Origin of the sequence: Jatrophihabitans sp. GAS493 (assembly GCF_900230215.1) — a bacterium.
Taxonomy (GTDB): domain Bacteria; phylum Actinomycetota; class Actinomycetes; order Mycobacteriales; family Jatrophihabitantaceae; genus MT45.
This window is the reverse complement of record NZ_LT907982.1, coordinates 1,391,482-1,416,204: the sequence shown is the minus strand read 5'-3', so window position 1 is coordinate 1,416,204 and position 24,723 is coordinate 1,391,482. Positions and strand designations below refer to the sequence as shown.

The following is a 24,723-nucleotide window of genomic DNA, read 5'->3' as shown; positions in this document are numbered from 1 at the left end:
CGAGTTCGTACCCCTCCGCCACCAGGTCGGGCCGGCTTTCACGCCGCCGAGGCTGGTCGGCAGACCCCACGACTTGGCACACTGAAGCTGTGCCCCATCAGGAGATATCTCAGATGAAGAACCTGCAGCAACCGTCCGGCATGCCGTGCCACCGCTATCAGCCCTTTCCCCCGGTCGCTCTGCCCGACCGGCAGTGGCCCGACCGCACCATCACCGCAGCACCGCGCTGGCTCTCGACCGACCTGCGCGACGGAAACCAGGCGCTGATCGACCCGATGAGCGCCTCCCGCAAGCGGGCCATGTTCGACCTGCTGGTCCGCATCGGTTACAAGGAGATCGAGGTCGGCTTCCCGGCCGCGAGCCAGACCGACTTCGACTTCGTCCGGGAACTGATCGAGTCCGACCGAATCCCCGACGACGTCACCATCTCCGTCCTCACTCAGGCCCGTGACGAACTCATCGAGCGCACCGTCCAGTCTCTGGTCGGCGCCCAGCGAGCGACGGTGCACATGTACAACGCGGCGGCACCGGTCTTCCGCAGCGTCGTCTTCGGCTGGCCGGGTGACGGACGTGAGCAGTGCCGCGACGTGGCGACCTCGGGCACCCGTTCGGTGATGAAGTACGCCGAGAACTATCTGAGCGGCACAACCTTCGGCTATGAGTATTCGCCGGAGATCTTCATGGACACCGAGGCCGAGTTCGCGCTGGACATCTGCGAGGCGGTGATGGACGTATGGCAGCCCGACGCCGAGCGCGAGATCGTGCTGAACCTGCCCTGCACCGTCGAGCGGAGCACCCCGAACGTCTACGCCGACCAGATCGAGTGGATGAGCCGCAACCTCTCCCGCCGCGAGCACATCGCACTGAGCGTGCACACCCACAACGACCGCGGCACCGCCACCGCCGACGCCGAACTGGCCATGCTGGCCGGGGCCGACCGCGTCGAGGGGTGCCTGCTGGGCAACGGCGAACGCTCGGGCAACGTCGACCTGATGATCCTCGGGCTGAACCTCTTCAGCCAGGGCATCGACCCGCAGATCGACTTCAGCGACATCGATGAGATCCGCCGCACCGTCGAGTACTGCAACCGGATCGGCGTCCACGAGCGTCACCCGTACGTCGGCGACCTGGTCTACACCTCGTTCTCGGGCTCGCACCAGGACGCGATCAAGAAGGGCTTCGACGCCCTCGACCGGGCCGCCGCCGAGGCTGGGAAGCCGGTCGCCGACATGCCGTGGCAGATCCCGTACCTGCCGATCGATCCGAAGGACGTGGGGCGTTCCTACGAAGCGGTGATCCGGGTCAACTCGCAGTCCGGCAAGGGCGGCGTGGCCTACATCATGAAGACCGATCATCATCTCGATCTGCCCCGGCGTCTGCAGATCGAGTTCAGCCAGGTGATCCAGCGCCACACCGACGGTGAGGGCGGCGAGGTGGACTCCGCCCAGATGTGGCAGATCTTCAGCGACGAGTACCTCTCCAAGGACGGCCCGTTCGAGCTGCAGAGCTTCAGCTCCCGCAGCGCCGACGAGATCGAGAACATCGCGACAACGGTGCGCGCCTTCGGCCACAGCTACGAGCTCAACGGCGTCGGCAATGGCCCGATCGCCGCGTTCTGCGACGCGCTGTCGGGGATCGACATGGGGCTGGGCGGCGTGAACGTGCGCGTCCTGGACTACGCCGAGCACGCCCTCACCGCGGGCCGGGACGCCGAGGCGGCCGCCTACCTGGAGATCGAGATCGGCGAGCGGGTGCTGTGGGGGGTCGGCGTCAGCGAGTCGATCGTCGGGGCATCCCTGCGGGCGGTCGTCAGTGCGGTCAACCGGGCCGCCCGGATGGACGCGGCGAACGCCTGACACCACACGCGGAACTGGCCCGCAGCTGGTCGGTGGTGGCTAATCAGGAGTGAAAGTGGGCGGGCTGGCTGAGATGTCTACCGACCCGTAGATAGTGCTGTTGTCGGTGTCGCTGTGGGTCGTGACCTTCCCCTCGAAGTCTTTGGACTGGTAGGTCACGCCCCACTTCACATCTGCGGTGACGTCGACTTTGGTCGGATCGTCGTCGTTGACTGAATACTTCAGCGACGACGTGACATCGCTGGTGATCTTCCAGGTGGCCGTACCCTCCACAGCTTCGAAGTCGTAGACCCGCTGCGGGCAGTTCTGCGGCTCCAGTGTCTTCACCGCCGCGCATTGCTGCAGGTACGCGTCGACGGCGGTCACGATCTTCTGCTGACCGCTATCGCTGAGGTCGTAGTCGAGCGTGAACGAGTTCCACGTCGTCGACTCCGGGCTGACGGCGAACTTCTCCGCGTCCTTGTCGGTCACGGTGTAGTCCGGGTTGCTGGTGCCCCACTGCAGTGGACCGGGGAAGACGAAGACCTTCCCGAGCCCCTTCACTTCGGTTCCGAAGAGGGTGAGCCCCGGGATGTCATCGACGGTCGAGACATCGATCGGCAGCGTCGCGGTGGCGATCCGCCACTCACCGCCGACTTTCGAGACCGCGTACGTCTCCTCAGCGTTCTGGGTGCCGAAGGTGTAGGTGGCATGCACCATTGCCTGCGTCGACGAGCCCGAAACCTTGGTCACTTTGATGTTCGAGATCTTGGCGATCGACTGCTGCTTGGTCAGCACCTCGTTGGTGACGAAGGTGGTCGACGAAGGCTGCAGCGCCGACGCATTGAGCGCGCCCTTGGCGTCGTTGGTGGAGAGCGCGGTCAGATAGTCCTTGACGGCGCTCTCGGCCGACCCGGAGTTCTTGCTGACCAGGACGGCGAGCGTGACGCCGCCACCGACGATCAGCAGGGCAACGACGATCAACGTAATCCAGAGCGGCTTGCGCGACTTCTTGGTCGCGACTGCCGGCGCGAAGCCGTACTGATTGGGATCCTGGCCTGGTTGTCCGAGCGGTCCGGGCTGGCCGGGTTGTCCGTAACCGCCGTACGGTGCGGCGTAGCCCGGATAGGCCGGCGGTGCTGGGGGTGGCTGGTTCGGGTCGTACCCCGGCGGCGGCGCGGCGTAGGGCTGATTCGGGTCGTACCCCGGCGGCGGCGCGGCGTAGGGCTGATTCGGGTCGTACCCCGACCACTCGGCTGGGGTGGGCTCCCCCGGCGTTCCAGAGCCGACTGGATCCGTCGGACCGGTCATAAGAATCCTCCCGCTTGCGACGCAGCGGCCCCCAAGGCGGGTTCACCAAACTCCGACCCGGGCACCCCCGCGGTTGTCGCGGGCGGGTTAGACACTACTCAACCGCTGTGACACCCCATCGACTATCCACAGCTTGGGTCGGGGACTGAGCCGAACCTCACCGGCCGACGCTCAGTCCTGTCCTTCGTCCTCAGCCGAGATGACTTCCTGCCACTGCGCCGCGTCTTCGTCCTCCACGGTTGGCATGACTGGCCGGTTAATCGGTCGGCCAGGTTGCAGTGGCGGTGGCGTTGGGGCCGGCGTTGGGATTAGCGCTGGCGCCGGCGTTGATACCGGAGCTGCGGACTGAGCCGGCGCGGGAGGTGCGGCCGGCGATGCGGGAGCCACCGGCTGGGGTTGCGGCTGGGCCGCCTGCGCCGGAGGGGCGAGCGCGACCGGTGGCTGGTCGAAGCGCCCGTCCGAGGAGTTCGGGAGGATGTACCCACTCGTCGGCGGACCGTCGAAGTGGCCGCCACCGATGGTGACGCCATAGACCTGGGCGGTCGTCTGCGCGAACGCGGCACGCCGCCGTCTGGCCCGTAGCCCGCCCAGCGTGAGCAGTATCAGCACCACCAGCCCGACGAGGGCAACCAGCAGCGCGGCAACGACGGCCGAAGACCAGGGTGACGGGGCCGGTCCGATGATGACGCCACCCGGCACATGGGTGTTGGTCGTCGCCGGCGGCGATTTCAGCACAGTGTCGGCGTCTGCGGCGACAAGCTGGGATACATACGGATCGACGCTGTCGTAGACCGGGTTCCGCGCGTTCGGGTTGCCGGACTTGATCGCCGTCGCCGGATTGATGATGCCGAATCCAAGCCCCGGGTCGCGCACCAGCGAACGCTTGTCGAGGCCGGACAGCGCCTTCGACACGATCTGCCGTCCGGAGAGCGTCGGGAACTTCGACCAGATGAGGGCCAACGCGGCGGAGACGATTGCGGTGGACTGGCTAGTCCCCTCGCCGCTGTACACCTTCCCCGGAATGCGGCCCAGCGTCGGGATATTCACACCCGGCGCGCTGGTGGTCAAGTAGGGGTGGCGCGAGGAGAAGGAGGCGACGTTGTTCGACTGGTCTACCGCGCCGACCGACACCACACCGAGGCAGACTCCGGGATCCTCTACGGGGCTGCCATCCTCCCCGCCGTTGCCGGAGGCGGCAACCACGATGAGGCCCTTGCTGATCGCGTAGGTGATTGCGGCCTGCTCGTCGCTGGGACACGGGACGCTGTCCTGCGACGGGTCTCGCTCGCCGCCGAGCGACATGCTGATGATCTTGCCGCCATTGTCGGCGGCCCAGCGGATGGCGTCCGGTAGGTGGTCGGCTCCGGAGCCGGCGGCGTCGTCGGTGCCGTCGATCGGTAGCGCGATCGGCATGACCTTGGCGCCCGGAGCAAGCCCGACGACACCCAGCGAACTGGGGCGGGCGACCATCAGCGAGGCCATTGCGGTTCCGTGGCCGAAGGCCTTCACCTCATGGTCGACGAAGCCGACGCCGCCCGGGACGCCGAAGTCGAAGCCGGGGACCAGACTGGCCCGGATCTGCGGGACCTGGGCGTTGACGCCGGTATCGATCTCGGCGATGGTGATGCCCGCGCCACGGGCCCCGCTGGCCCACAGCGCCGGGACGCCCCAGCTGTCGAACCACCACTGCGGGGCGCCGTCCGGGCCGGGTGCGGCCACAGCCGTACCCGTCTGGGCCACGATCACCACCGCGCAGCTGAGCAGCACGACCAGGATGCGGGCCCTGCGCCCGAACCGCCGCGTCACGGGTTGTCCCAGACGACACGAGCCGGTGCGCCGGCCAGCGCCTGCGCGGTGAGGACCATACTTCCGGTGAACTGCTTGAGGTGCGGCAGGTTGTTGAAGTCGAGTTGGCTATAGGTGCCGGTCACCGGGACGGTCGCGTTCTCCTGCACGACCCCGTCCACGCTCTCGTTGACCGAGAGGTTCGCGTTCGCCGAAGCGGGCTTGCTCGCCACCCCCTTGAAGGTTCCCGGAACGGCACGCGTGTCACTCGGTGCCGGGCAGACCGCGGGGGTTGGCGCGCTACCGCCGATGCAGGCGTTGAAGGCCTTGTCCAGACTGGCTTCGACCGCCCGTTTCCCGACGCCGCTGAGCTGGACGTCCAGGGGCGAAGGCATCTCGGCGAAGCGGATCACGGCCGACTGGGGGGCCAGCTCCAGATTCTTCGTGTCGAAGGCGAAGGGGGCCGCCCCGGGGAACATCAGCTGGCGACCCATCGGGGCCATCGCGCCGGCGACGGTGATCCGGTTGGCCGCCCCGGAGAACGCCACCTGCACTGGAACAGCCGTCGATTTCAGCCGCCAGGTGCGGCCGCTGGGGACCATGGCGATGGTGTCGGTGACGGTCATCGGCCCCTCCGATGCCGTGAGTGTGTACTGCACGTCGACGTCCGTCTCACTGCCGACCGCTGACTCGGCCAGCACGGCCACGTTGCCTATGTGTCCGCGGGCCAGCTGGGCCTTGAGCACGGGTTCGGTGAGCATCGTGCGGGAACCGGCCGGCACCTGACCGAAGCCCAGCGCCGCCGCCGCGTCACCGCTGGAGAGCGCCGAGAAGTAGCGCTGCACCACTCCGCCCGCCTTCCCCTCGTCGAGGTAGGTGATGACGGCGGTGACCAGCCCGGCCACCAGCACGGCGACCGAGCCGAGGACGGCGACCCAGAACAAGCCGCGCAGCCGTCGCCGGGGGCGCACGGTCGAGGCCGGAGTCGCATCCACGATGGGCAGTGGTGCCGAGAACGAGGTGCCGGGGTAGCCGTACTCCGCCGTCGGAACCACGGTGGGTGTCGCGGACGGCGACTGAGTCTGGGTGGCGACCGAGGGGTCGTCGGGGTGGCTCATCTACTCCACCCGCCTTCGCCCGGAGAACGCGCGGCCGAGCGTCACCTCGTCGGCGTACTCCAGGTCGCCGCCGACCGGCAGACCGCTGGCCAGCCGCGACACGGTCACTCCCATCGGAATGACGAGCCGGGCCAGGTAGGTTGCCGTCGCCTCGCCCTCCAGGTTCGGGTCGGTGGCGAGAATCAGTTCGGTGACGCTGCCGTCGGCCAACCGGACCATCAGCTCACGGATGCGCAGATCGTCCGGTCCGACGCCGTCGATCGGGCTGATAGCGCCGCCGAGGACGTGATAGCGCCCGCGGAACTCCCGGGTGCGCTCCACGACGACCACATCCTTGGGCTCCTCGACCACGCAGATGATCGAGGGGTCCCGCCGCTCGTCGCGGCAGATGCGGCACTCTTCCTGCTCGGTGACGTTGCCGCAGATGCGGCAGAATCGCACCTTCTCCTTCACCCGGCGCAGCGCGCTGCCGAGCCGGTCGACGTCGGCGGCCTCGGCGGCCAGCAGATGAAACGCGATTCGCTGCGCGCTCTTCGGTCCGACGCCGGGGAGGCGACCCAACTCGTCGATGAGGTCCTGGACGGCGCCCTCGTACATCGCGGACAACTAGTTCTCCGTACTGCGATCAGTAAGCAGGGTCACAGGCCGGGGATGCCGAGATTGGCGCCACCGAGCGGCGCCATCTTCTCTTCTGCGAGCTCACTGGCGACTCGATTCGCGTCACGGATCGCGGCCACGACCAGATCCTGGAGCGTGTCGACGTCATCCGGGTCGACCACGCTGGGCGAGATCACGATGGACTTGAGTTCACCGGAACCGGTGACGGTGGCCGAGACCAGACCACCACCGGCTGAACCGGTGACTTCAGTCTCAGCAAGCTCAGCCTGCGCGACGGCAAGTTGCTGCTGCATCTTCTGCGCCTGCTTCATAAGCTGCTGCATGTTCGGCGCGCCTCCGCCGAAACTGCCGCCACTGCGTGAACTCACAACAATCCAACCTCTCTCGTTTCAATTAGGGTAGCGGCAACGCCTGACAAAATCCCTAGAAGACGACGGTGCGCCAGCATAAACATGCCATGAGTAACGGCCAAGGGCTCATCGGGTCGCCGGCCCCGACGTGTCAGAGTGTGCAAGTGCCACCATCCGCGACCTCTCACCCCGCTCATCGCCCATTCACCGCCGCCGCACTCTTCGGCGTGGTGATCGTGGTCGCCGGCGCGCTCGGCGGCTGCAGCGCAGGGCATAAGTCCGCTCAGCCGGCCGCGCTGAGCCAGCTCCCCTCGCCCAGCGCCACTCCAGCGTCGACACCGGTTCCAACTCCGATCCCGACCCCGATCGCCACAATGACCCCGGCGCCCACCGCGAAGCCAACTCCAAAGCCGACCGCGACGCCGCGGGCCGCCACGCCGAGGCCGGTCGTAGCCACGTCTCCCCCGGTGGGTGGGGCGGTACCGCTGCCGAATGTCGCAGGCTCACCGCTGGTCGTGCTCAACCCGGGACACAACGGTGGGGACGCGGCCAACCTGGCCGCCCTGCGGCGTCAGGTACCGGCTGGGTTCGGTGAGATGAAGGACTGCGAGACGACCGGGACGAACACCAACGCCGGCTACCCCGAGCATGCCTTCAACTGGGATGTCTCGACCCGGGTGGCCGCGCTGCTGCGCTCGCACGGGGTGCGGGTGACGATGACCCGGCCGAACGACGACTCATTCGGCCCCTGCGTGGATCAGCGCGCCGCGATCGGCAATCAGCCTGGGGTGGCGGCGGTCATCTCCATCCACGCCGACGGGGCACCGGTCTCCGGGCACGGCTTCCACGTCTGCCAGGACAGCCGGCAGCCGGCCGGAGCGGCGGTCGCCGCCCAGTCGAGCGCGCTGACCAAGGCCCTGCACGACTCACTGCTGGCCGGGTCGGGGATGACCGTCTCGAGCTACCTCGGTAAGAATGGGTACTACCCCCGCGACGACCTGGCCGGGCTGAACCTGGCCCTGAAGCCGGCCACGTTCCTGGAGATCGGCAATATGCGCAACGCCGGTGACGCGGCGATCCAGACCTCCGCGGCCGGTCGCCAGCGGATCGCGGTGGCCGTGGCGTCCGGGATTCTGGCCTACCTGAGCCGCTGAGCTGTTCGCCGAACCCTCCTGCCAATTAGGCGCGCCAGCCTACAAGTAGCAGGAGCGTTCAGGGGTCAGCGGCCGCTGGCGTCGAGCGGCTTGGCGTCCAGAGTGCTGCGAAGTAGCTGGATGGCCGATGCCTCCGGATCCAGCCGGGCCGCGACCTCGCCCGTGGCCACCGGCTCGCTGCTGTCACGCGGGTCGGCGTCACCGGCGCTGTCTTGAGCCGCCTGCGCGTCGGCGACCTCGCGAGCCGCCGCCGCCCGGGCCGCAGTGGCCTTGGCCGCTGCCGCCGCCTGGGCACTGGCTGCGCTCTCCTGCTCCGGGCTGGGCTCGGTCTCGGGCACCACTTGACGCTGGGGCACGTCATCACTCTCGACCTGCACCTCGACCGTCCACTTGCCGCCGATCTCGGCGGTCAGCGCGGCCCGTAGGACGGAGGTGTTGCTGTCGTCGCTGATCATCTTGGCCAGCGTTGCGCTCGGAGCGGTGAGGACGACAACATCGCCCTTCACGTCGCCGACCTGAGCGTTGTCCAGCAGCGCCCGGGTGCGCCGCGATGACTGCTTGACGACGTCCAGCAACTGCGGCCAGAGACGTCGGATCGCGGTGGCGTCCAGTGCCCCCGGCGCTACGGCGGTGGCCGCATCCGCTGTTGGGGTCGCTGACGGAGCTGGGTCGGCCGCAACCATCGGCGCCGCTGCAGCCGGCACCTCAGGAGCGGGAGCGACCGGAGCCGAAACAGCCGGAGCTGGAGCGGCCACGGCGGGAGCGGGCGCAGCTGGAGTGGCCGTAACGGGAGCCGGTGCGACTGCCTCCCGAGTCGGTTGGGCGGGCGCCGGAGTCGCCGTTGCGGCGGCGGGCGCAGCGTCGAAGCGGCGCTCGATGCGCTCCAGACGCTGCAGCAGTGCGGCCGAGTCGGCGCTGGCGTCGGGGAGCAGCATCCGCGCGCAGAGCAACTCCAGGACCAATCGGGCCGACGTGGTTCCGCGCATCTCGATCAGCGCGTTGTGCACGATCTCGGCGTAGCGGGCGAGGGAAGCGGCGCCGATCCGCTCGGCCTGCTTGCCCATCAGGTCGGCGTCGTCGCCGGAGGACTCGATGAGCCCACGGCTCACCGCGTCGGGGACGGCGGCGAGCAGGAGCAGATCGCGGAATCGGTCGAGCAGGTCGGCGGCAAAGCGCCGCGGATCATGCCCGGCCTCGACGACGGAGTTGACCGTTCCGTAGACCGAGGCGGCATCGCCGGCGGCCAGCGCGTCAACCATCGCGTCCAGCAGAGCGTTGTCGGTGACGCCGAGCAGGGCGACCGCGCGGACGTAGGTGACGCCCTCCGCACCGGCACCGGCCAGCAGCTGGTCCAGCAGCGACAGCGAGTCACGGGCTGAGCCGCCGCCGGCCCGGACGACCAGCGGCAACACCGCCGGTTCGACGGTGATCCCCTCGGCTGCGCAGATCCCCTCCAGGTGGGCGCGCATGGCCGCCGGCGGGATTAGCCGGAACGGGTAGTGATGAGTGCGCGAGCGGATCGTCTGTAGGACCTTGTCGGGTTCGGTGGTCGCGAAGACGAAGACCAGGAACTCCGGCGGCTCCTCAACCAGCTTGAGCAGGGCGTTGAAACCCTGCGTCGAGACCATGTGCGCCTCGTCGATGATGTAAACCTTGAAACGGTCGCGCACCGGGGAGTAGAAGGCCCGCTCACGCAGGTCACGGGCATCGTCCACACCGCCGTGGCTGGCGGCGTCGATCTCGATCACGTCGATGGAGCCGGGGCCGTTGGGGGCCAGCTCGATGCAGGACGGGCAGACCCCGCAGGGGGTGGCCGTTGGGCCCTCGGCGCAGTTCAGCGAGCGGGCCAGGATGCGGGCGCTGGAGGTCTTGCCGCAGCCGCGCGGGCCGGAGAAGAGGTACGCGTGGTTGATGCGGCCAGCCGTCAGGGCCTGCATTAGGGGCGCGGTGACGTGCTCTTGGCCGATGACGTCGGCGAAGGTGGCCGACCGGTATTTGCGATACAACGCCAAGTGTGAAGCCACGTACCGACCTTAATTGACACCACCGACAGGTGGACGACTCGCCGGGAAGATGTGAAGGACCCCTCGCGCACCCGCCAGAGCCTTCTTATCCTTGCTGCCTTCCGGCCCTGGGGAGGTTCGTAGGATGGGCGCCGCACGAGGGGCCGGGCCTGAACTCTACGCGGTGCCCCCGGGGCGTTGCCAAATCGTGTGAGCGGCCTCGCAGGGACGGCCGAAGTCGTCGATTGGGCCACCATTGCAGTAGTCTCACCGACGGAGGATTCGCCTAGTGGCCTATGGCGCTCGCTTGGAATGCGAGTTGGGAGCAATCCCTCGGGGGTTCAAATCCCCCATCCTCCGCCAATCGTCTGGCCCGACCGATCCTCCTGCGTCTGGGGCGTGATAGCCCCGGAAACGCAGGAGGATTCGTCGTTTTCAGGCGGCCGGAGACGGGTTCGGCGGGAAGTTGCCGGCGCGGGTGAGGCTGCCAGCCACCGGCACGTCGAGCAGATCGGTCACCCAACGGGCCGTCTCGATGGTCTGGTCGACATCGACTTCGATCGAGTAGCCCATGCGGCCAAGGGTGTAAGCCACGTCTTCGGTGGCGACGTTTCCAGTCGCCGCGGGGGCAAAGGGGCAACCACCGAGTCCGCCGACACTGGTATCCAGCCGCAGCACGCCGGCCCGCACCGCGGCCACGACGTTGGCGATTCCGGTGTTGCGGGTGTCGTGAAAGTGCGCACGGAGTTGGGTCTGGGGAGCGGCCGCTCCAAGGATGCCGAAGCGATGCTCGACCTCGGATGGCACGGCCACCCCGATGGTGTCGGCCAGCAAGATCTCGTCCGGAGCCAGGTCGGCCACCTGCGCCACGACCGAGGTGAACCGACTCTCAGGTACCTCACCCTCGAACGGGCAGCCGAAGGCGGCCGCAATAGTCACGGCCATAGTGACGGCGTCGGCGCGAGCACGGGCACGAATCCGGGCGAGCGACGCGAGCATCTCGCGAGTGGCCACACCCTGGTTGCGCCGACTGAAAGTGTCGGTGGAGATGACAACGGTGTTGATCTCGGTGACGCCAGCCGCGATGGCTCGCTCATAGCCTCGCTCGTTCAGCACAAGCGCCGTGTAGGTCACGCCGGTGAGTTCGGGGAGTCCGGCAACCACCGCTTCAGCGTCGGCGAGCTGCGGAACCCGACTCGGATTCACAAACGAAGTCACTTCGATCCGGCGCGATCCCGCGTCGGCGGCCCGCCGGATCAGCTCCAGCTTGTGGTCGGTGCTCAGGCTGCGTTTTTCATTCTGCAGACCGTCGCGAGCGGCGACTTCGACAAGTTCTACGGCTGGCAGTGACGTCATGCGGGAAGGCTCCTCATGGTCGGCCGACAGACCCGGGATCGGTCACCGTCGGCGCAACTAGCATCGCAGGTGCGGGAGATGGGCTCGCTGGCCACCGAGACTGCAGTGACCAGCGAGCCCGCGGCATCAGCTGACGCCCCACACCTTCATGTAAGCGGCCTTGAAGTCGACCGGGGGAACCCAACCGCCGCTGGCTGGCAGGTTGTGATCCTTGTCGATGATCTGCATACCCAGACCCTCGTCCACCGGAGCACTCCCCGGCTTGGCGAACTGCCGGTTGACCTCGTCGACGACGGCCCAGCCGTGCCAGTCCTGGGGCAGAACGGCGCAAGCGTCTTCAGGGCCACCGGAGCGGATCTCATCAACGTTGCCAGGCAGGCATTCGCCGCCCATCGTCAGCAGCTTGGTGGCGCCGGCCGCGTGGAACGATGCGTTCTCGAACTGGGTGAAGCCGGCGTCGTTGTAGGACAGGAAGGAGTTCGCGTCCGGGTGCTGCTGCAGCGCGTTGGTGACCTTGGCTCCGGCGGTGCCGGCGACGATGTCCCCGACGGGGAGCGAGACGGTCGTCGCAACCTTGCATCCGGAGCAGGTGGCCATCTCAGCCTTGAAGCCCTTCTCAGCCTCGACCAGCCCGCGGTAGCTGGGGACTGTCGTATCGATGACGTTGGCCTTGCCCTTGGTCTGATCGATGATCCAAGCCGCCCGGGCCGCTCCCCACGCCTGGTAGACCTGCGCGAGGTCGTCGTAGCCGCTCCACTTCGGCCAGGTCGAGAAGACGGGGTCCTTGTCACAGTCGAAGGCGTAGAGACCGGCGATCACGATGCCGGCCTTCTTCGCCTGTTCGAACGGGCCCGGGGCCGCGGCGCAGTCGATGGAGTTGACGAGAATGCCGTCAGCGCCCGCGGCGATCGCCTGGCTGATGCCTTGCGAGTACTTCGCCGGATTGAGCTGCCCGTCGAATACGGTGACATTCCAGCCGATGGCCTGTGCGGCGGTCTTCATGGCGGCGACGGGCTCGGAGCAACTGGGTGCCGCCTGGCCGCAGGAGATGATCCAAACCTTCTTGCCGGTGACGGCCGCGGGCCCGTCGGCCGGTGGCGCGGTGACCGTGCCCTTGTAGTACTTCGCGACCAGGGCCGCGGCATCGCCGGCGCTCTGCGTCGCCGACCCGCCACCGCTCGAGGTACCGGCCGCGCCGGTCGCATCGGACTTGCCCTGACTCGTGCAACCGGCCATCAGGGCGACGATCGCCGTACCGCCGACCACGACCTGCAGCAATCGGCTGCTGCCCGTCCAACGCCGTGCCTTTGACTTCGTGTGCTCTTGGATCACGTCATGTACTCCTGTTCCAGAGTCGGTCGAGTACCGACCGATCAGTACAGTATGGCGTAAGTCTCTTCTCGTCAAGCGAAAGTTGAGGTGGATCTGCGGGGCGGATCTACCCCTGCACACAGACGCCTGTTGTGGTCCGGGCAGGGCAGACTGGCACCCGACACGCGGGGCGACGGTCGTCAGCGGGTGAGACTCACCCGCAAAATTAAGGTCATTCGCCGCAGTGGGTACCCAACTGGCTGGGGAACGACCGCAGGTCAGGCGACGCGGCGGATGCCGTCCAGGAACGTGTTGCAGAAGATGTCAGCGATCTCGTGGGGCTTCTGCGGCCCGCTCTTGTCCAACCAGACGTAGGAGTAGTTGAACATCCCGAGAATGCCCTTCAGAGCAACGGCTTCCTGGATCGGTTCGAAGTCGCCGGCCGTGATGCCGTCCATGAGGGCTCGCCACCAGATCTGCTCGTAGTCCCTGCGCATCTCCAGCACGGACTGCAGACGCTCGCCGGTCAGGGCGTTGAAGTCGCGGTAGTGCACAGTCCACTCCAGGCGATGGTCGGCGACGTTGGCCATGATCGCGCGGGCCAGCTCGCGGATTCGCTCCTCCGGGTCCTTCACCCGAGCGGCGATCGCGGTCGCTATCTCGATCATCAGACGCAGCGGGGAACTGCTGATCTCATACAGCAGCGCCTCCTTACTACCGATGTGGTGGTACAGGGCCCCGCGCTGCAGCCCGACGGCCGCCTCCAGTTGCGCCATCCCGGTGCCGTGATACCCGTGCTCGGCGAAGAGTTCGGCCGCTGCAGAGAGAATGCGGGCCTTCTGGCGTGAGTCGCGAACCATGTACCTACCTAATCATCCGAGATAGAAAAGCCCAGTCTATGAGCCCGCAACCATGGGCCGGCTCTACTACTGAGGCGGGGCGCGATACTAAGCTCGCCCGTTGCGCCGGCGCAGAATCGTCGACAGGGCCACCGCACCGGCCAGCGCCAGTCCGTCGAAGACCTGCTGGATCCACGATGCCGCGCCGATGAACTGGAACCCGCTCACCGTGAATGCCACGAAATAGACGGCTAGCAGGGTGCCCCAGACGTTGAAGCGGCCCGGGGTGAAGGCACTGGCCCCGAGGAACGCTGCCGCGAGCGCCGGAAGCAGCATCGCGCCGAGCACCGACTGTGGGTCGGCCGATCCGGCCTGGCCGGTCTGCAGCACGCCGGCCAGCCCAGCCAGCGCCCCGGAGTACAGGAACGATGAGAGCACCATACCGTCGACGCGCAGACCGGCCAGCTTGGCCGCTCGGGCGTTGGAGCCGATCGCGGTCAGGTATCGACCCCACGGGGTATGACCGATCATGTACCAGGACAGCACGGCCGCGGGCAGTAGCCAGAGCAGGCCCTTCGGAATTCCGAGGGCATCGCCGCTGCCGGCGCTGATGAGCGACTTCGAAATTCCATCAGAGATCGTCTCTCCGTTGCTGTACCACTGCACGACACCCTGCAGCACGGTAGCCGACGCGAGGGTGACGATGAAGGAGCTCACTCCGACACGAGAGACCAGCAGTCCATTGACCAAGCCGATGAGCAAGCCGACCCCGACCGCGACGAGGATCGCCAGCGCCAGATTGCCGTGATAGCGCGACATTACCGCGGCCGTCACGATCGAAGTTGTTCCCATGATCGCGCCGACCGACAGGTCGAACTGCCCGGCGATCAGCGGCACGATGGAGGCCAGCGCCAGCAACCCCAGGACGGCCTGGGTGCCCAGAACGATCCTGATATTGCTGGAGGAATGGAACTGGCTGCTCTTCAGGCTGAAGACCAGCAGGACGACCAGCAGCAGGCCGAGGAGCCCGAAGCGCTCAAGTTGCAGGGTCAGCGATCGAGGACCGAATCGAGTCGTCGCCGACTCGGCGCCGGGAGCCGAGGACGTCTCCGTGACGGCGGGGACCGACGGCTCGTTGATTGTGGCTTGTTCTGTTGTCATGCCGTCTCCTCCATGGGCACATAGGCCAATCGTGTTACTTCTGCGGGATCTAGCTGATCGCCGTCAAGGACGTGGGCGATTCGCCCATCGACGAGCACCAGGATCCGGTCGCACAACTCGGCCAGTTCGGAAAAGTCCGAGCTCACCGCGATGATGGCCGCGCCCTCGGCGGCCGCTCGCTCCACCAACCGATGCAGTTCATACCGGGCACCGACGTCCACGCCTTGTGAGGGCTCGTCGAGCAGCAGCAGCCGCGGGCGGCGGCGCAGGCTGCGGGCGACCACGACCTTCTGCTGATTCCCGCCGGAGAGATACGCCATCGGCGCATCAATCGAGGGAAGCTTGATGCCGAAGTCGCGCACCGCATCGCGCGCGTCCGCCCGCTCGGCCGCGTCGTGCAGCCACCAGCGGCGCCAGTAACGACGCACGTCCGTGGCGGACAGGTTGCTGGCAACGCTGAGTTCGATGAACGCGCCTTCGCCCGGACGATCCTCGGGCACGTATCCGATGCCGGCGTTCATCGCCTCCGCCGCTCCGTGCACCGCTACCGGGTCTCCGTCGAGCATGATGCTTCCGGTTCGCTCGTGCAGGCCGAAGAGTGCGCGCAGCAGTCGGCTCCGCCCCGAGCCGAGGAGGCCCGCGATTCCGACGATTTCCCCGGCGCGAACATCGAAGGATATGTCGTGCAGCGGACCGGAGCGCAGCGCTTTGACCTGCAGCAGCGGGGCGCCAGTCTGCGGGGGCGTCCGCGGGGCAGCCGGCGGCTGCTCGCGTCCGACGATCAGCCGGGACAAGCTCGCCGGACTCGCGGTGGCCGCTTCAACCGTCTCCACGTTGCGACCGTCACGAAGCACCGAGATCGAATCGCTGATCGCCAGGACCTCGTCGAGGCGATGGCTGACGAAGACGATCGATTGACCTCGCTCGGCGTAACGACGCAGCGCCGACAACAGCAACTGGACCTCCGATGCCGACAGCGCCGCGGTCGGTTCGTCGAGGATGAGCACGCCCGCGTGCGTGTCTTCCTGGTCTTGAAGGGCGCGGGCGACGGCGACCATCGTCTGCTGGGCCGGGCTGAGTGAGCTCATTGTCTGCTCGGGCTCGAAGTCGAGGTCGAAGCGCTCCAGCACGCGGCGAGTGCGTCGCGCGACCGCTGACCACCCGATTCGGCCGCCGACCCGGGTATCGAAGCCGCGGCCGATCGACAGATTCTCCGCCACTGACATGTCGGGGAAGACACCGAGTTCCTGGTGCACGATGTGCAGGCCGGCCTCGCGGGCCAACGCTGGGGTGAGCTGGTCGCAGCGGCGCTCGAGGCCACCCACGGTGACGACTCCGCCCGGGTCGGACTTGACGACCCCGGCCAGGATCTTGATCAGGGTGGACTTGCCGGAGCCGTTTCCGCCGATGAGCGAGTGCACGGTCGCTCGCCGCACCCGCAGAGACACATCGTCCAACGCCTTGGTTCCGCCGTAGGTCTTCGAGAGCCCAGATACTGAGAGCACCACGTCGTCGGCTTCGGAATGCATCAGCTAACACCCTTCGTTCGTTAGGCACCAGTCCGCGGTTCCGACCATGTGAATCGACTGGTCCGCCGGCCCGAGCGCAGGGTCGCGTCTCTTCCGACGTACCGACCGATCAGTACAGTAGTTGTGGCCCGGCTCATAGTCAAGGCGGGGCTCTGCCCGAAGTCAGCTCGGCCGGCTGCTGGGTGGTGCCGTCCAGTGCCGTCAGGACCGCCGGCGGTCAGCCCGGTTGCGAGCTGTAACGGGGATTGGCAACCAGGAGCTTCTCGAGAACGGCGGCGCGAATGGCCGCCACCGCCTCGCCCCCGAGTGGATCGATCGCTGCGGCCCGGATAGCTGTCGCAAACGCGGCATCGTCGGCGAACCCCAGCGAGTTGAGGCGGCGCCGATGCTCCTCGCCCTGCCCCTGCTGCAGCAGTAGTTCCCGCCGGGCGATCCGAATCGCGTTCGCCGCAACCCGGGCCAGGAAGCGCTGCGGCCCATCGGTATGAGTGGGGGAACCTTCGGAGAGGAAGCGCTGCACCACGGCCAGCAGGTGGTCGGCATCCGGGGCGTCGTGGGGAGTCGCGGCGCGAGTGAGCGTCGCCAGTTCCTCGACCCCGTCCAAGGGATCGACCTGGGCCACCGGCTCGGCCAGCCCGAGACTCAGCAGCAGATCGAACTCGGCCTCGCAGACGCGCCGGCCGATCACCGCATGTTCGAGAGAATCCCGTTTCCCGTGCAGGTGAATGGCTGCCTGCAGCCGGCACAGCAGCACCCAGTGCAGGTGGCCGTAGACCTCCCACCAGTGCAGCTGCGCTTCGGTCGGGCGCCAGCCGGCCACCGACGCGTAGCCGTCGAGCAACTGCTGCCGGCTACCGAACCCACCGACCGCCTCGGCAGATCCGAAGCGCCAGGCCTTGACGCAGAGCCAGCCCAGATCTTCGACCGGGTCACCGCGGTGCACCAGCTCCCAGTCCAGGACGCCACGGATGCCGTCTGGGCCAACCAGGATGTTGCCGTTGCGAAGGTCGCCGTGCACGACCGTATCGACGGTCGCGGGCGACCGGTTCGTCTGCAGCCAGTGCAGGGCCAACTCAACGGTGGGGCGAGGTTCGTCGTAGCGCTCGGAGAGTTGCCGCAGCATGGCCAGCGGATCGGGGCGCTGCAGGCTCGGCGCCTCGGCCAGCGACATGGTGTGAATTCGCGCGGCCAGCCGTCCCAGCTCGTGGGCCATGGTGGGACGGATGGCGGCGAAGGTCTCCTCGCGCAGCAACCGACGCGGGATCGACTCGCCCTCGACGTAGCCCATCACGATGAACGGCGTTCCGAGCAGATCGGCGCCGCTGTCGACGATCTCGGGGACCGGTACCCCGACCTTGGCCGCAGCGGCCATCGCCTCGGCCTCCCGGTTCATCTCGGCCGCCCCGGCCGCCCCGGCGAGATCCCGGCGCAGCACCAGTGCCCTTTCGCCGGTGCCGGTTCGGGCGACGAACCGGGTGGTCTGGCGGCTGGCGCCCCCGGCCAGTTCGGCCAGCCCGTCGATGCCCACCGCCGACCCCCAGCGCAGTTCGAGGCGCTGCTCCAGCGCACGCTGTAGCGCGGTCACCGAGGCCGGGTCAGGCATGGCCGTCGGACTGCAGCCAGGGCGCCGACGACGGGTCCTTCAGCAATCGACGGGCCACCACCATGCGATGCACCTCGTCCGGGCCGTCATAGATACGTGCATACCGCGCCTCCCGGTACATCTGCTCGAGCGGGGTGTCATCGGTGACGCCGAGCGCGCCGTGGACCTGGATGGCCCGATCGATCACGTCGTGCAGCATCTGCGCGGCCCAGAACTTCACGATGCTTATCTGCACGCGAGCCTGCCCGTCCAGGTCGTACTGCCGTGCGGCGTCGAGAATCATCAAACGGGCCGCGTGAATCTGGGCGGCCGACTCAGCGATGTAGCGCTGGATCTCGCCCTTCTCCGACAGCAACGAGCCGTGTGCGTAGCGGTGTTTGGCTCGCTCGCACATGAGCTCGAAGGCCCGCTGAGCCTGACCCAGCCAGCGCATGCAGTGAAAGATCCGGCCCGGACCCAGCCGCGTCTGCCCGACGCTGAAGCCCTCCCCACGCTCGCCGAGCAGGTTCTCGGCCGGAACCCGCACGCCGGTGAGCTGGATTTCGCAGTGCTCGCCGTCGGTCGAGCCCATCGTCTTCAGGACGCGGACGAGTTCCATGCCGGGGGTGCCGACCGGCACGATGATCGCCGACAGCGCCCGGTGGGCCTCGACATCCGCCGACTCGGTGCGGGCGAAGATGGTGGTGAAGGCCGCGCTCGCGCCGCCCGTGGTGAACCACTTGTGCGCGTCGATGACCCACTCGTCGCCGTCGAGACGGGCTGTCGCCTGGATCAGCGTCGGATCGGAGCCGGCCACTTCGGGCTCGGTCATCCCGGTGCTGGGCAGGATCTCGCCGGCGACCAGAGGTTCGAGCCATCGCTGCCGCTGCGACGAGCTGCCGAAACGGTGCAGCATGATCGAGTCCTGCATGCTGAGCGTTCCGGCCGCCAGTTGGCCGAAGCTGGAGCGCCCGATGATCTCGTTGACCAGCGCGAAGTCGTAGAAGCCCATCCCGCCGCCGCCGATCTCGGTCGGGTGCCCGAGCGCCCAGAGCCCCTGAGCCTTGGCGCTACGCTGCAGTCGCGCCAGCACCTGGGCCGAGTTATCGTCACGTGCCCGGAGCTCACGCTCGGCCGGGATCACCTCTTCGTCGATAAAGACGCGCATCGCGGCGCGAATCCCGCTGTCGGTACTCATCAAAGGCTCCGCATCTGTCATTTCGGGGGGAGGCGAACGCCGGCGTCGAGCCGGATCACCTCACCATTCAGATAGCCATTGCTGATCATCTCCCACGCCAGCCGCCCGAACTCCTCCGGTCGGCCGAGGCGCTTCGGGAAGACGACATCCTTGGCCAGCCCGCTCTTGAACGCCTCAGCTTCGGCACCACTGCCGTAGATCGGGGTCTCGATGAGCCCCGGGGCGATGGTGTTGACCCGGACGCCGACCACCGCGAGGTCACGCGCCAGCGGCAGGGTCAGGCCCACGATGCCACCTTTCGACGCGCTATAGGCGACCTGACCGACCTGCCCCTCGAAGGCGGCGACCGACGTCGTGTTGATGACGACGCCCCGCTCCCCGTCCGCATTCGGCTCGTTGTGCGACATCGCGGTCGCGGCCAGGCGCACCACGTTGAAGGTGCCGATCAGGTTGATCTCGACGACTCGACGGAAGGCGTCGAGGTCATGGGCGGAGGCGTAGTTGCCGTCCCGGCCGACGGTACGGGCCAGGCTGGGGACACCGGCGCAGTTCACCACGACGCGCAGCGGGGCCCGCTCGACGGCCGCGTCGACGGCGTCGATCACCTGCTCGGGGCTGGTGACGTCGGCGGCGACGAACTGGCCGCCGATCTCGCCGGCGACGCGGGTGCCCCCCTTGACGTCCAGGTCGAGGACGGTCACCTGGAGGCCGTTGCCGGCCAGGATCCGACAGGTGGCTTCACCGAGGCCCGAACCGCCCCCGGTGACTATCGCTGAACTACCGGCCAACTGCATTGCAATCTCCTTCTGAACTGAACTTCGCGTCTGGGGTCGAGCTGACGTCGGACTTCCGGCGGAAGGCCGAGATCGAGGCCTGCGCCTCGGGTGAGTTGATGACCGTCACCTGGTTCGTGATCTCCGCCTCCAGAGCCTCGGCCAGCGGGACCTCCCAGGCCTGGTTGAGCAGCGCCTTCGTTCCGGCCACGGCCCGCGGCGCGCAGCGACACAGCCGATCGACGAGGGCGGCCGTGGCGGTGGCGAGGTGCTGCGGTTCGACGACCTCGTTCACCATTCCCCAGGCCAGCGCGGTCGGAGCGTCCAGCGCGTCGCCCAGGAGTGCCAGCTGACGGGCCCGTCGATCCCCGACCAGCCGGGGCAGCAGCCAGCTGGCCCCGCTGTCCAGGGAGAGTCCGCGCCGGATGAAGAGTTGGGCGAACTGGGCTCGGTCCGTCGCCAACACGAAATCGCAGGCCAGTGCCAGGTTCACGCCGGAGCCGGCGGCAACGCCGTCGACGAGGGCGATCGTGGGGATCGGTAGGTCGTGCACCGCTTGGACGCATCGGTTGGAGACGCGCATCCGTTCCGGGAGGGCGTCGAGGTCGTCGAGGAGTCCGGTGACGTCGGAGCCGCCGCAGAAGGCCCCACCGGCCCCGGCCAGGACGACGACGCGAGCGCTGGTGTCGTTCTGCAGCTCGGTCAGGGTCAGTTCGAGTCGCTGCCACATCTCGTCGGTCATCGCATTGCGTTTCGCCGGACGATTCAAGGTGATCGTGACGACATCCCCGGAGCGCCTGACGTCGACTGCATCGCGACTGACGTCGGTGCTCATGATCCACTCCGGCGGGAGGCGGCCGGCTTGTCCAGGGACCGTCCGATGATCTCCTTCATGATCTCGTTGGTTCCGCCGTAGATGGTCTGCACGCGGGCATCGAGGAAGGCGCGAGCCACCGGCGTCTCGTGCATGAAGCCATAGCCGCCATGCAGCTGCAGGCAGCGGTTCACGACATCCTGCTGCAGCTGGGTGGTCCACCACTTCGCCTTGGCCGCGTCCTCGGCACTCAGCTCATCGCGCAGGTGCCGGCGGATCAGGTAGTCGAGGTAGACCTGAGCCACCTCGGTTGCGGTAACCAGCTCAGCCAGCACGAACCGGGTGTTCTGGAAGGAGGAGAGCCGCTCGCCGAAGGCCTCGCGGTTTCGGCAGTATTCCAGCGTCCACTCCAGCACGATGCGCGAACCGGCGAGCGCCGAGACCGACAGGGCCAGCCGCTCCTGAGCCAGGTTCTGCATGAGCAGCCCGAAGCCGCTGCCCTCAGCTCCCAGGAGATTCGCGACCGGAACGGCCGCGTCGTCGAAGAAGAGTTCCGCGGTGTCCTGGCTCTTCAGGCCGATCTTCTCGAGGCGACGCCCGCGCTGCAGGCCAGGGGTCCCCTCCTCCACGACGATCAGGCTGATGCCCTTGTGACGCAGCGCAGGATCGGTCTTCACCGCCACGACGATCACATCAGCGTTGAGCCCGTTGGTAACGAAGGTCTTCGATCCGTTGACCATGAAGACGTCGCCGTCGAGGCGGGCCGTCGTACGGATCGACGCGAGGTCGGAGCCCGCACCCGGCTCGGTCATCGAGATCGCGCCCATCCGCTCGCCGGTGACCATCCCGGGCAGCCACCTCCTCCGCTGCTCCTCGTTCGTCGCCGAGAGCAGGTAGGGCAGCACGATGTCGTTGTGCAGGGTGATGCACATGCCCGAGCCGATGACGTTCGCCCGTTGGAGTTCCTCGGAGATGATGACGTTGTAGCGGAAGTCGGGCTCGCCCGAACCGCCGTACTCCGCGGGGACAGCCATGCCGAGGAAGCCGAGTTCGCCGGCGGCCAGGAACATCGATCGGTCGACCACGCCGGCCTCCTCCCACTTGTCGTGGTGGGGGACGATCTCGGCGCGGACGAACTTGCGGAAGCTGTCTCGAAACGCCTCGTGGGTCTCGTCGAAGAGGTCTCGGTCAACGGCCATGAGCTTGATCCTGTCGATTCATCGTGCTGTCCAACCGCCGTCTACGGCGAGGGTCTGGCCGGTGATGAAGGCGCCGGCCGGCCCCGCGAGCAGAAGGAGCGGTCCTGATAGTTCCGCCGGGCGCCCCGGGCGTCCCATTGGGGTATTGCGTTCGATCCAGCGCCGCGAGCTCTCGGTGGCGAGCATCTCGTCGGTGAGCTCGCTCGGAAACCACCCGGGCGCGATCGCATTCACTCGCACTCCCTGGGCGGCCCACTCGCAGGCCAGCTGGCGGGTGAGACTGATTACCCCACCTTTTGCGGCACAGTAGGCGGCCTGGGTGATCGGCGCGGCTGCGACCAGACCGAGGACGGAGGCGATGTTGACGATGCTGCCGCCACCGCGCGGGATCATCGAGCGGGCAGCGGCGGCGCTCAGCTCGAAGGTGGCCGTCAGGTCGATGTCCAGTGTTTTGCGGAAGGATTCAACTGGCTGCTCAAGTGCGGGCTGCGGGTCGGCCCAGCCGGCGTTGTTGACCAGGATGTCGACGCCGCCCAGTTCCGTAGCCCGTTGGATCAGGGCTGCACAGTCCGCTGAGTTGGTCACGTCGCACTGCTGGGCGACGATGCCGGTGTGCGAGGCAGCCAACTCCTCCAGGCGATCCAGGCGTCGAGCGGCCGCGACCACGGTGGCACCGGCGTCGGCCAGTACCACTGCGAAGTGGCGCCCCAGCCCACTGGAGGCACCCGTGACCACCGCGACCTGTCCGGTCAGGTCGGTCGTCGCCGTCATCGCCCGCTCCACTGCGGCGGCCGCTTCTCCAGGAAAGCGCGGACACCCTCACCGACGTCCTCGCTCGCCAGCACGCGATCCATCGCCTGCGCCGAGCGCACCCAAGCCGACTCGTCGTCGGCGTAGGTGGTGGCGAGAACGGCTGCGCGGGATTCCTGCACGGCGATCGGAGCGTTCGCGCTGATCGCCTCAGCCAACGCGACGGCTTGCGCCAACGCGTCGCCGGGTTCGCTGAGGACATTGACCAGCCCGAAGGCCGCGGCCCGTTTCGCACTGATTGGATCGCCGGTCAGCACGCACTCCATGGCGATGTTCAGCGGCATCTTCCGGCCGAGGCGGAATAGGCCGCCGGCACCGGCGACGAGGCAGCGCTTCACTTCGGGGAGCCCAAATATCGCCGTCTCGGAGGCGACGACGAGGTCGGCGGCCAGCACGAGTTCGCAGCCACCGGCCAGGGCCGCTCCCTCAACGGCGGCGATGAGGGGCAGCCTGCGCTCACGCTTGACCAGGCCGGCGAAGCCGCCCCGTTCGGTGCTCAGCTCCGAGATGCGGCCTTCGTTGATGACCGTGAGGTCGGCTCCGGCGCAGAAGACCGGAGGCGAGCCGGCCAGCACGATGGCTCGCACCGAGACGTCAGCCTCCACCGCGTCCAGTCGTGCTTCGATACGCCGGGCCAGCGCGATGTCGATGGCATTCCGGGACTTCGGGCGGTCCAGGGTGAAGACGACGGTAGCGCCGATGCGCTCCTCGCGCAGACCGTCCACCGAGGTCGAGAGCGTCGCCGTCACGTGAGCACCTCGATAAGGGTGGCGTTGGCCATGCCGCCGCCTTCGCACATGGTCTGCAGGCCGAAGCGGCCTCCGGTTCGCTCCAGCTCGTGCAGCAGCGTGACCATCAGCTTGGCGCCGGACGCGCCGAGCGGGTGTCCCAACGAGATGCCACCGCCGTTGACGTTCACCTTCGCCGGGTCGGCGCCGAGCTCGCGCTGCCAGGCAAGAACCACCGGGGCGAAGGCCTCGTTCACCTCGAAGAGGTCGATCTCCTCCACGCTGAGTCCGGCCCGCTGCAGGCAGCGCCGCGTCGCCGGAATCGGCGCCGAGAGCATCTCCACCGGATCGGCACCGACGACGGTCATCTGCCGGATCACCGCACGCGGCCGCAGGCCGAGGTCACGGGCGCGCTGCGCGCTCATGATGAGCACGGCGGCCGCTCCATCCACGATCTGCGAGGCATTGCCGGCGGTGACGCGCCCTTCGGGTATGAATGACGGCTTGAGTGCGGCCAGCGCTTCGGCCGATGTCGCGCGGATGCACTCGTCCTCGCCCAGCAGTCCGTCGAGGACCTTGATCTCGCCGGTCTCCAGGTCACGGTGCTTGCGCACCACCGGGATGATCTCGCGGGCGAAGCGCCCCTCGTCGCGCGCGGTGGCGGCCCGCCGCTGGCTCTGCAGGCCGTAGGCGTCCAGTTCCTCGCGGGTCAACCCCCAACGATCGGCGATGAGCTCGGCGGAGATGCCCTGGGGGACGAGCCCGCTGTAGCCGTAGGCGCTGCGGTCGCTGTACCGGGCCTGGGCCGCGGGGCCGTACACCTCTCGGATGTCTCCGCCGGGCGCGTTGGAGAACATCGGGACCGTGCTCATGCACTCGACCCCCGCAGCCACCACCACGTCATTGACGCCGGCCATCACCGACTGCGCGGCGAAGTGGATCGCCTGCTGCGACGAGCCGCACTGCCGGTCGATGGTGGTCGCCGGGACGGTCTCCGGCCAACCGGCGGCGAGCACGCTGGTGCGGGCGATGTTGGTGCTCTGCGGCCCGATCTGGGTCACGCAGCCCATCATGACGTCGTCCACGATCGCCGGGTCGATACCGGTGCTCTCCTGCAGGGCGACCAGGGTCTGGGCGACGAGCTCAGCCGGGTGCCAACCGGAGAGCGAACCATTTCGCTTCCCGGCGGCGGTGCGGACAGCGTCGACAATTACGGCATCAGCCATGATGTGCTTCCTTCAACGTGGTT

General features: G+C 67.8%; 21 protein-coding genes, 1 tRNA gene and 1 other RNA gene. 3 read left to right on the top strand and 20 right to left on the bottom strand.

Features of this window, described 5'->3' with window-relative positions; translation table 11 throughout:
• Positions 1-113 precede the first annotated feature (113 nt).
• Complete coding sequence (gene leuA / locus CPH63_RS06485) at positions 114-1,856, top strand: 2-isopropylmalate synthase (RefSeq protein WP_096302093.1); 1,743 nt, start codon at positions 114-116, stop codon at positions 1,854-1,856.
• A gap of 39 nt (positions 1,857-1,895) precedes the next feature.
• Here the strand turns inward: leuA and CPH63_RS06480 are convergent, their stop codons facing one another.
• The 5 genes from CPH63_RS06480 to CPH63_RS06460 all read right to left on the bottom strand — a co-directional run bounded on the left by CPH63_RS06480 (position 1,896) and on the right by CPH63_RS06460 (position 7,035).
• The gene (locus tag CPH63_RS06480) at positions 1,896-3,146 is read right to left on the bottom strand and encodes a DUF4878 domain-containing protein (RefSeq protein ID WP_096302092.1); all 1,251 of its coding nucleotides are present in this window, start codon (positions 3,144-3,146) and stop codon (positions 1,896-1,898) included.
• A 171-nt stretch (positions 3,147-3,317) separates the two neighbouring features.
• The gene (locus CPH63_RS06475; RefSeq protein WP_157749334.1) at positions 3,318-4,952 is read right to left on the bottom strand and encodes a S8 family serine peptidase; all 1,635 of its coding nucleotides are present in this window, start codon (positions 4,950-4,952) and stop codon (positions 3,318-3,320) included.
• Entirely contained in the window at positions 4,949-6,049 is a 1,101-nt protein-coding gene (locus CPH63_RS06470) for a hypothetical protein (protein WP_096302090.1), read from the bottom strand. Before CPH63_RS06470 ends, CPH63_RS06475 begins: the two co-directional genes overlap by 4 nt.
• Complete coding sequence (recR, locus tag CPH63_RS06465) at positions 6,050-6,646, bottom strand: recombination mediator RecR (RefSeq protein WP_096302089.1); 597 nt, start codon at positions 6,644-6,646, stop codon at positions 6,050-6,052.
• Between the two features lie 41 nt (positions 6,647-6,687).
• Positions 6,688-7,035 carry a YbaB/EbfC family nucleoid-associated protein gene (locus CPH63_RS06460; protein WP_256385817.1) on the bottom strand — a complete coding sequence of 116 codons (348 nt, stop codon included), beginning with the start codon at positions 7,033-7,035 and terminating at the stop codon, positions 6,688-6,690.
• Positions 7,036-7,181: 146 nt separating this feature from the next.
• Between CPH63_RS06460 and CPH63_RS06455 the strand changes: the two genes are divergently transcribed.
• Positions 7,182-8,171, top strand: coding sequence for an N-acetylmuramoyl-L-alanine amidase (locus tag CPH63_RS06455; RefSeq protein ID WP_197704601.1), 990 nt, complete (start codon positions 7,182-7,184; stop codon positions 8,169-8,171).
• A gap of 65 nt (positions 8,172-8,236) precedes the next feature.
• Here the strand turns inward: CPH63_RS06455 and CPH63_RS06450 are convergent, their stop codons facing one another.
• Positions 8,237-10,195, bottom strand: a complete 1,959-nt coding sequence (locus CPH63_RS06450; protein WP_241895825.1) for a DNA polymerase III subunit gamma and tau — start codon at positions 10,193-10,195, stop codon at positions 8,237-8,239.
• A 51-nt stretch (positions 10,196-10,246) separates the two neighbouring features.
• Positions 10,247-10,343: signal recognition particle sRNA small type (ffs, locus tag CPH63_RS06445), an RNA gene on the bottom strand.
• 106 nt (positions 10,344-10,449) lie between these two features.
• On the opposite strand from ffs, the gene CPH63_RS06440 reads away from it, so the two are divergent.
• Positions 10,450-10,537: transfer RNA gene (locus tag CPH63_RS06440), tRNA-Ser, on the top strand.
• A 72-nt stretch (positions 10,538-10,609) separates the two neighbouring features.
• On the opposite strand, the gene CPH63_RS06435 is transcribed toward CPH63_RS06440, so the two are convergent.
• The 13 genes from CPH63_RS06435 to CPH63_RS06375 form a co-directional block, all read right to left on the bottom strand.
• Positions 10,610-11,530: a hydroxymethylglutaryl-CoA lyase gene (locus CPH63_RS06435; RefSeq protein ID WP_096302086.1), complete on the bottom strand. Its 921-nt coding sequence runs from the start codon at positions 11,528-11,530 to the stop codon at positions 10,610-10,612.
• Positions 11,531-11,656: 126 nt separating this feature from the next.
• Entirely contained in the window at positions 11,657-12,862 is a 1,206-nt protein-coding gene (locus CPH63_RS06430; protein ID WP_096302085.1) for a substrate-binding domain-containing protein, read from the bottom strand.
• 257 nt (positions 12,863-13,119) lie between these two features.
• On the bottom strand, positions 13,120-13,701 hold the full coding sequence (locus tag CPH63_RS06425) for a TetR/AcrR family transcriptional regulator (protein ID WP_096302084.1): 582 nt from the start codon (positions 13,699-13,701) through the stop codon (positions 13,120-13,122).
• 87 nt (positions 13,702-13,788) lie between these two features.
• Complete coding sequence (locus CPH63_RS06420) at positions 13,789-14,841, bottom strand: ABC transporter permease (RefSeq protein ID WP_096302083.1); 1,053 nt, start codon at positions 14,839-14,841, stop codon at positions 13,789-13,791.
• Positions 14,838-16,370 (bottom strand): sugar ABC transporter ATP-binding protein, encoded by a 1,533-nt coding sequence (locus CPH63_RS06415; RefSeq protein WP_096302082.1) that lies wholly within the window; start codon positions 16,368-16,370, stop codon positions 14,838-14,840. The genes CPH63_RS06420 and CPH63_RS06415 overlap by 4 nt, the downstream gene beginning before the upstream one ends.
• 217 nt (positions 16,371-16,587) lie before the next feature.
• Complete coding sequence (locus tag CPH63_RS06410; RefSeq protein ID WP_096302081.1) at positions 16,588-17,973, bottom strand: phosphotransferase family protein; 1,386 nt, start codon at positions 17,971-17,973, stop codon at positions 16,588-16,590.
• Positions 17,966-19,150, bottom strand: coding sequence for an acyl-CoA dehydrogenase family protein (locus tag CPH63_RS06405; RefSeq protein ID WP_096302080.1), 1,185 nt, complete (start codon positions 19,148-19,150; stop codon positions 17,966-17,968). Before CPH63_RS06405 ends, CPH63_RS06410 begins: the two co-directional genes overlap by 8 nt.
• 17 nt (positions 19,151-19,167) lie before the next feature.
• Complete coding sequence (locus CPH63_RS06400) at positions 19,168-19,944, bottom strand: SDR family NAD(P)-dependent oxidoreductase (RefSeq protein WP_096302079.1); 777 nt, start codon at positions 19,942-19,944, stop codon at positions 19,168-19,170.
• Positions 19,928-20,758 (bottom strand): enoyl-CoA hydratase/isomerase family protein, encoded by an 831-nt coding sequence (locus CPH63_RS06395; RefSeq protein ID WP_096302078.1) that lies wholly within the window; start codon positions 20,756-20,758, stop codon positions 19,928-19,930. The genes CPH63_RS06400 and CPH63_RS06395 overlap by 17 nt, the downstream gene beginning before the upstream one ends.
• Entirely contained in the window at positions 20,755-21,936 is a 1,182-nt protein-coding gene (locus tag CPH63_RS06390; RefSeq protein ID WP_096302077.1) for an acyl-CoA dehydrogenase family protein, read from the bottom strand. The genes CPH63_RS06395 and CPH63_RS06390 overlap by 4 nt, the downstream gene beginning before the upstream one ends.
• Positions 21,937-21,954: 18 nt before the next feature.
• A complete protein-coding gene (locus CPH63_RS06385) occupies positions 21,955-22,707 on the bottom strand; it encodes an SDR family NAD(P)-dependent oxidoreductase (protein ID WP_096304983.1) in 753 nt (250 codons plus the stop codon).
• Positions 22,704-23,495 (bottom strand): crotonase/enoyl-CoA hydratase family protein, encoded by a 792-nt coding sequence (locus tag CPH63_RS06380; RefSeq protein WP_206745651.1) that lies wholly within the window; start codon positions 23,493-23,495, stop codon positions 22,704-22,706. The genes CPH63_RS06385 and CPH63_RS06380 overlap by 4 nt, the downstream gene beginning before the upstream one ends.
• Entirely contained in the window at positions 23,492-24,700 is a 1,209-nt protein-coding gene (locus CPH63_RS06375; protein ID WP_096302076.1) for an acetyl-CoA C-acyltransferase, read from the bottom strand. Before CPH63_RS06375 ends, CPH63_RS06380 begins: the two co-directional genes overlap by 4 nt.
• Between the last annotated feature and the right edge of the window lie 23 nt (positions 24,701-24,723).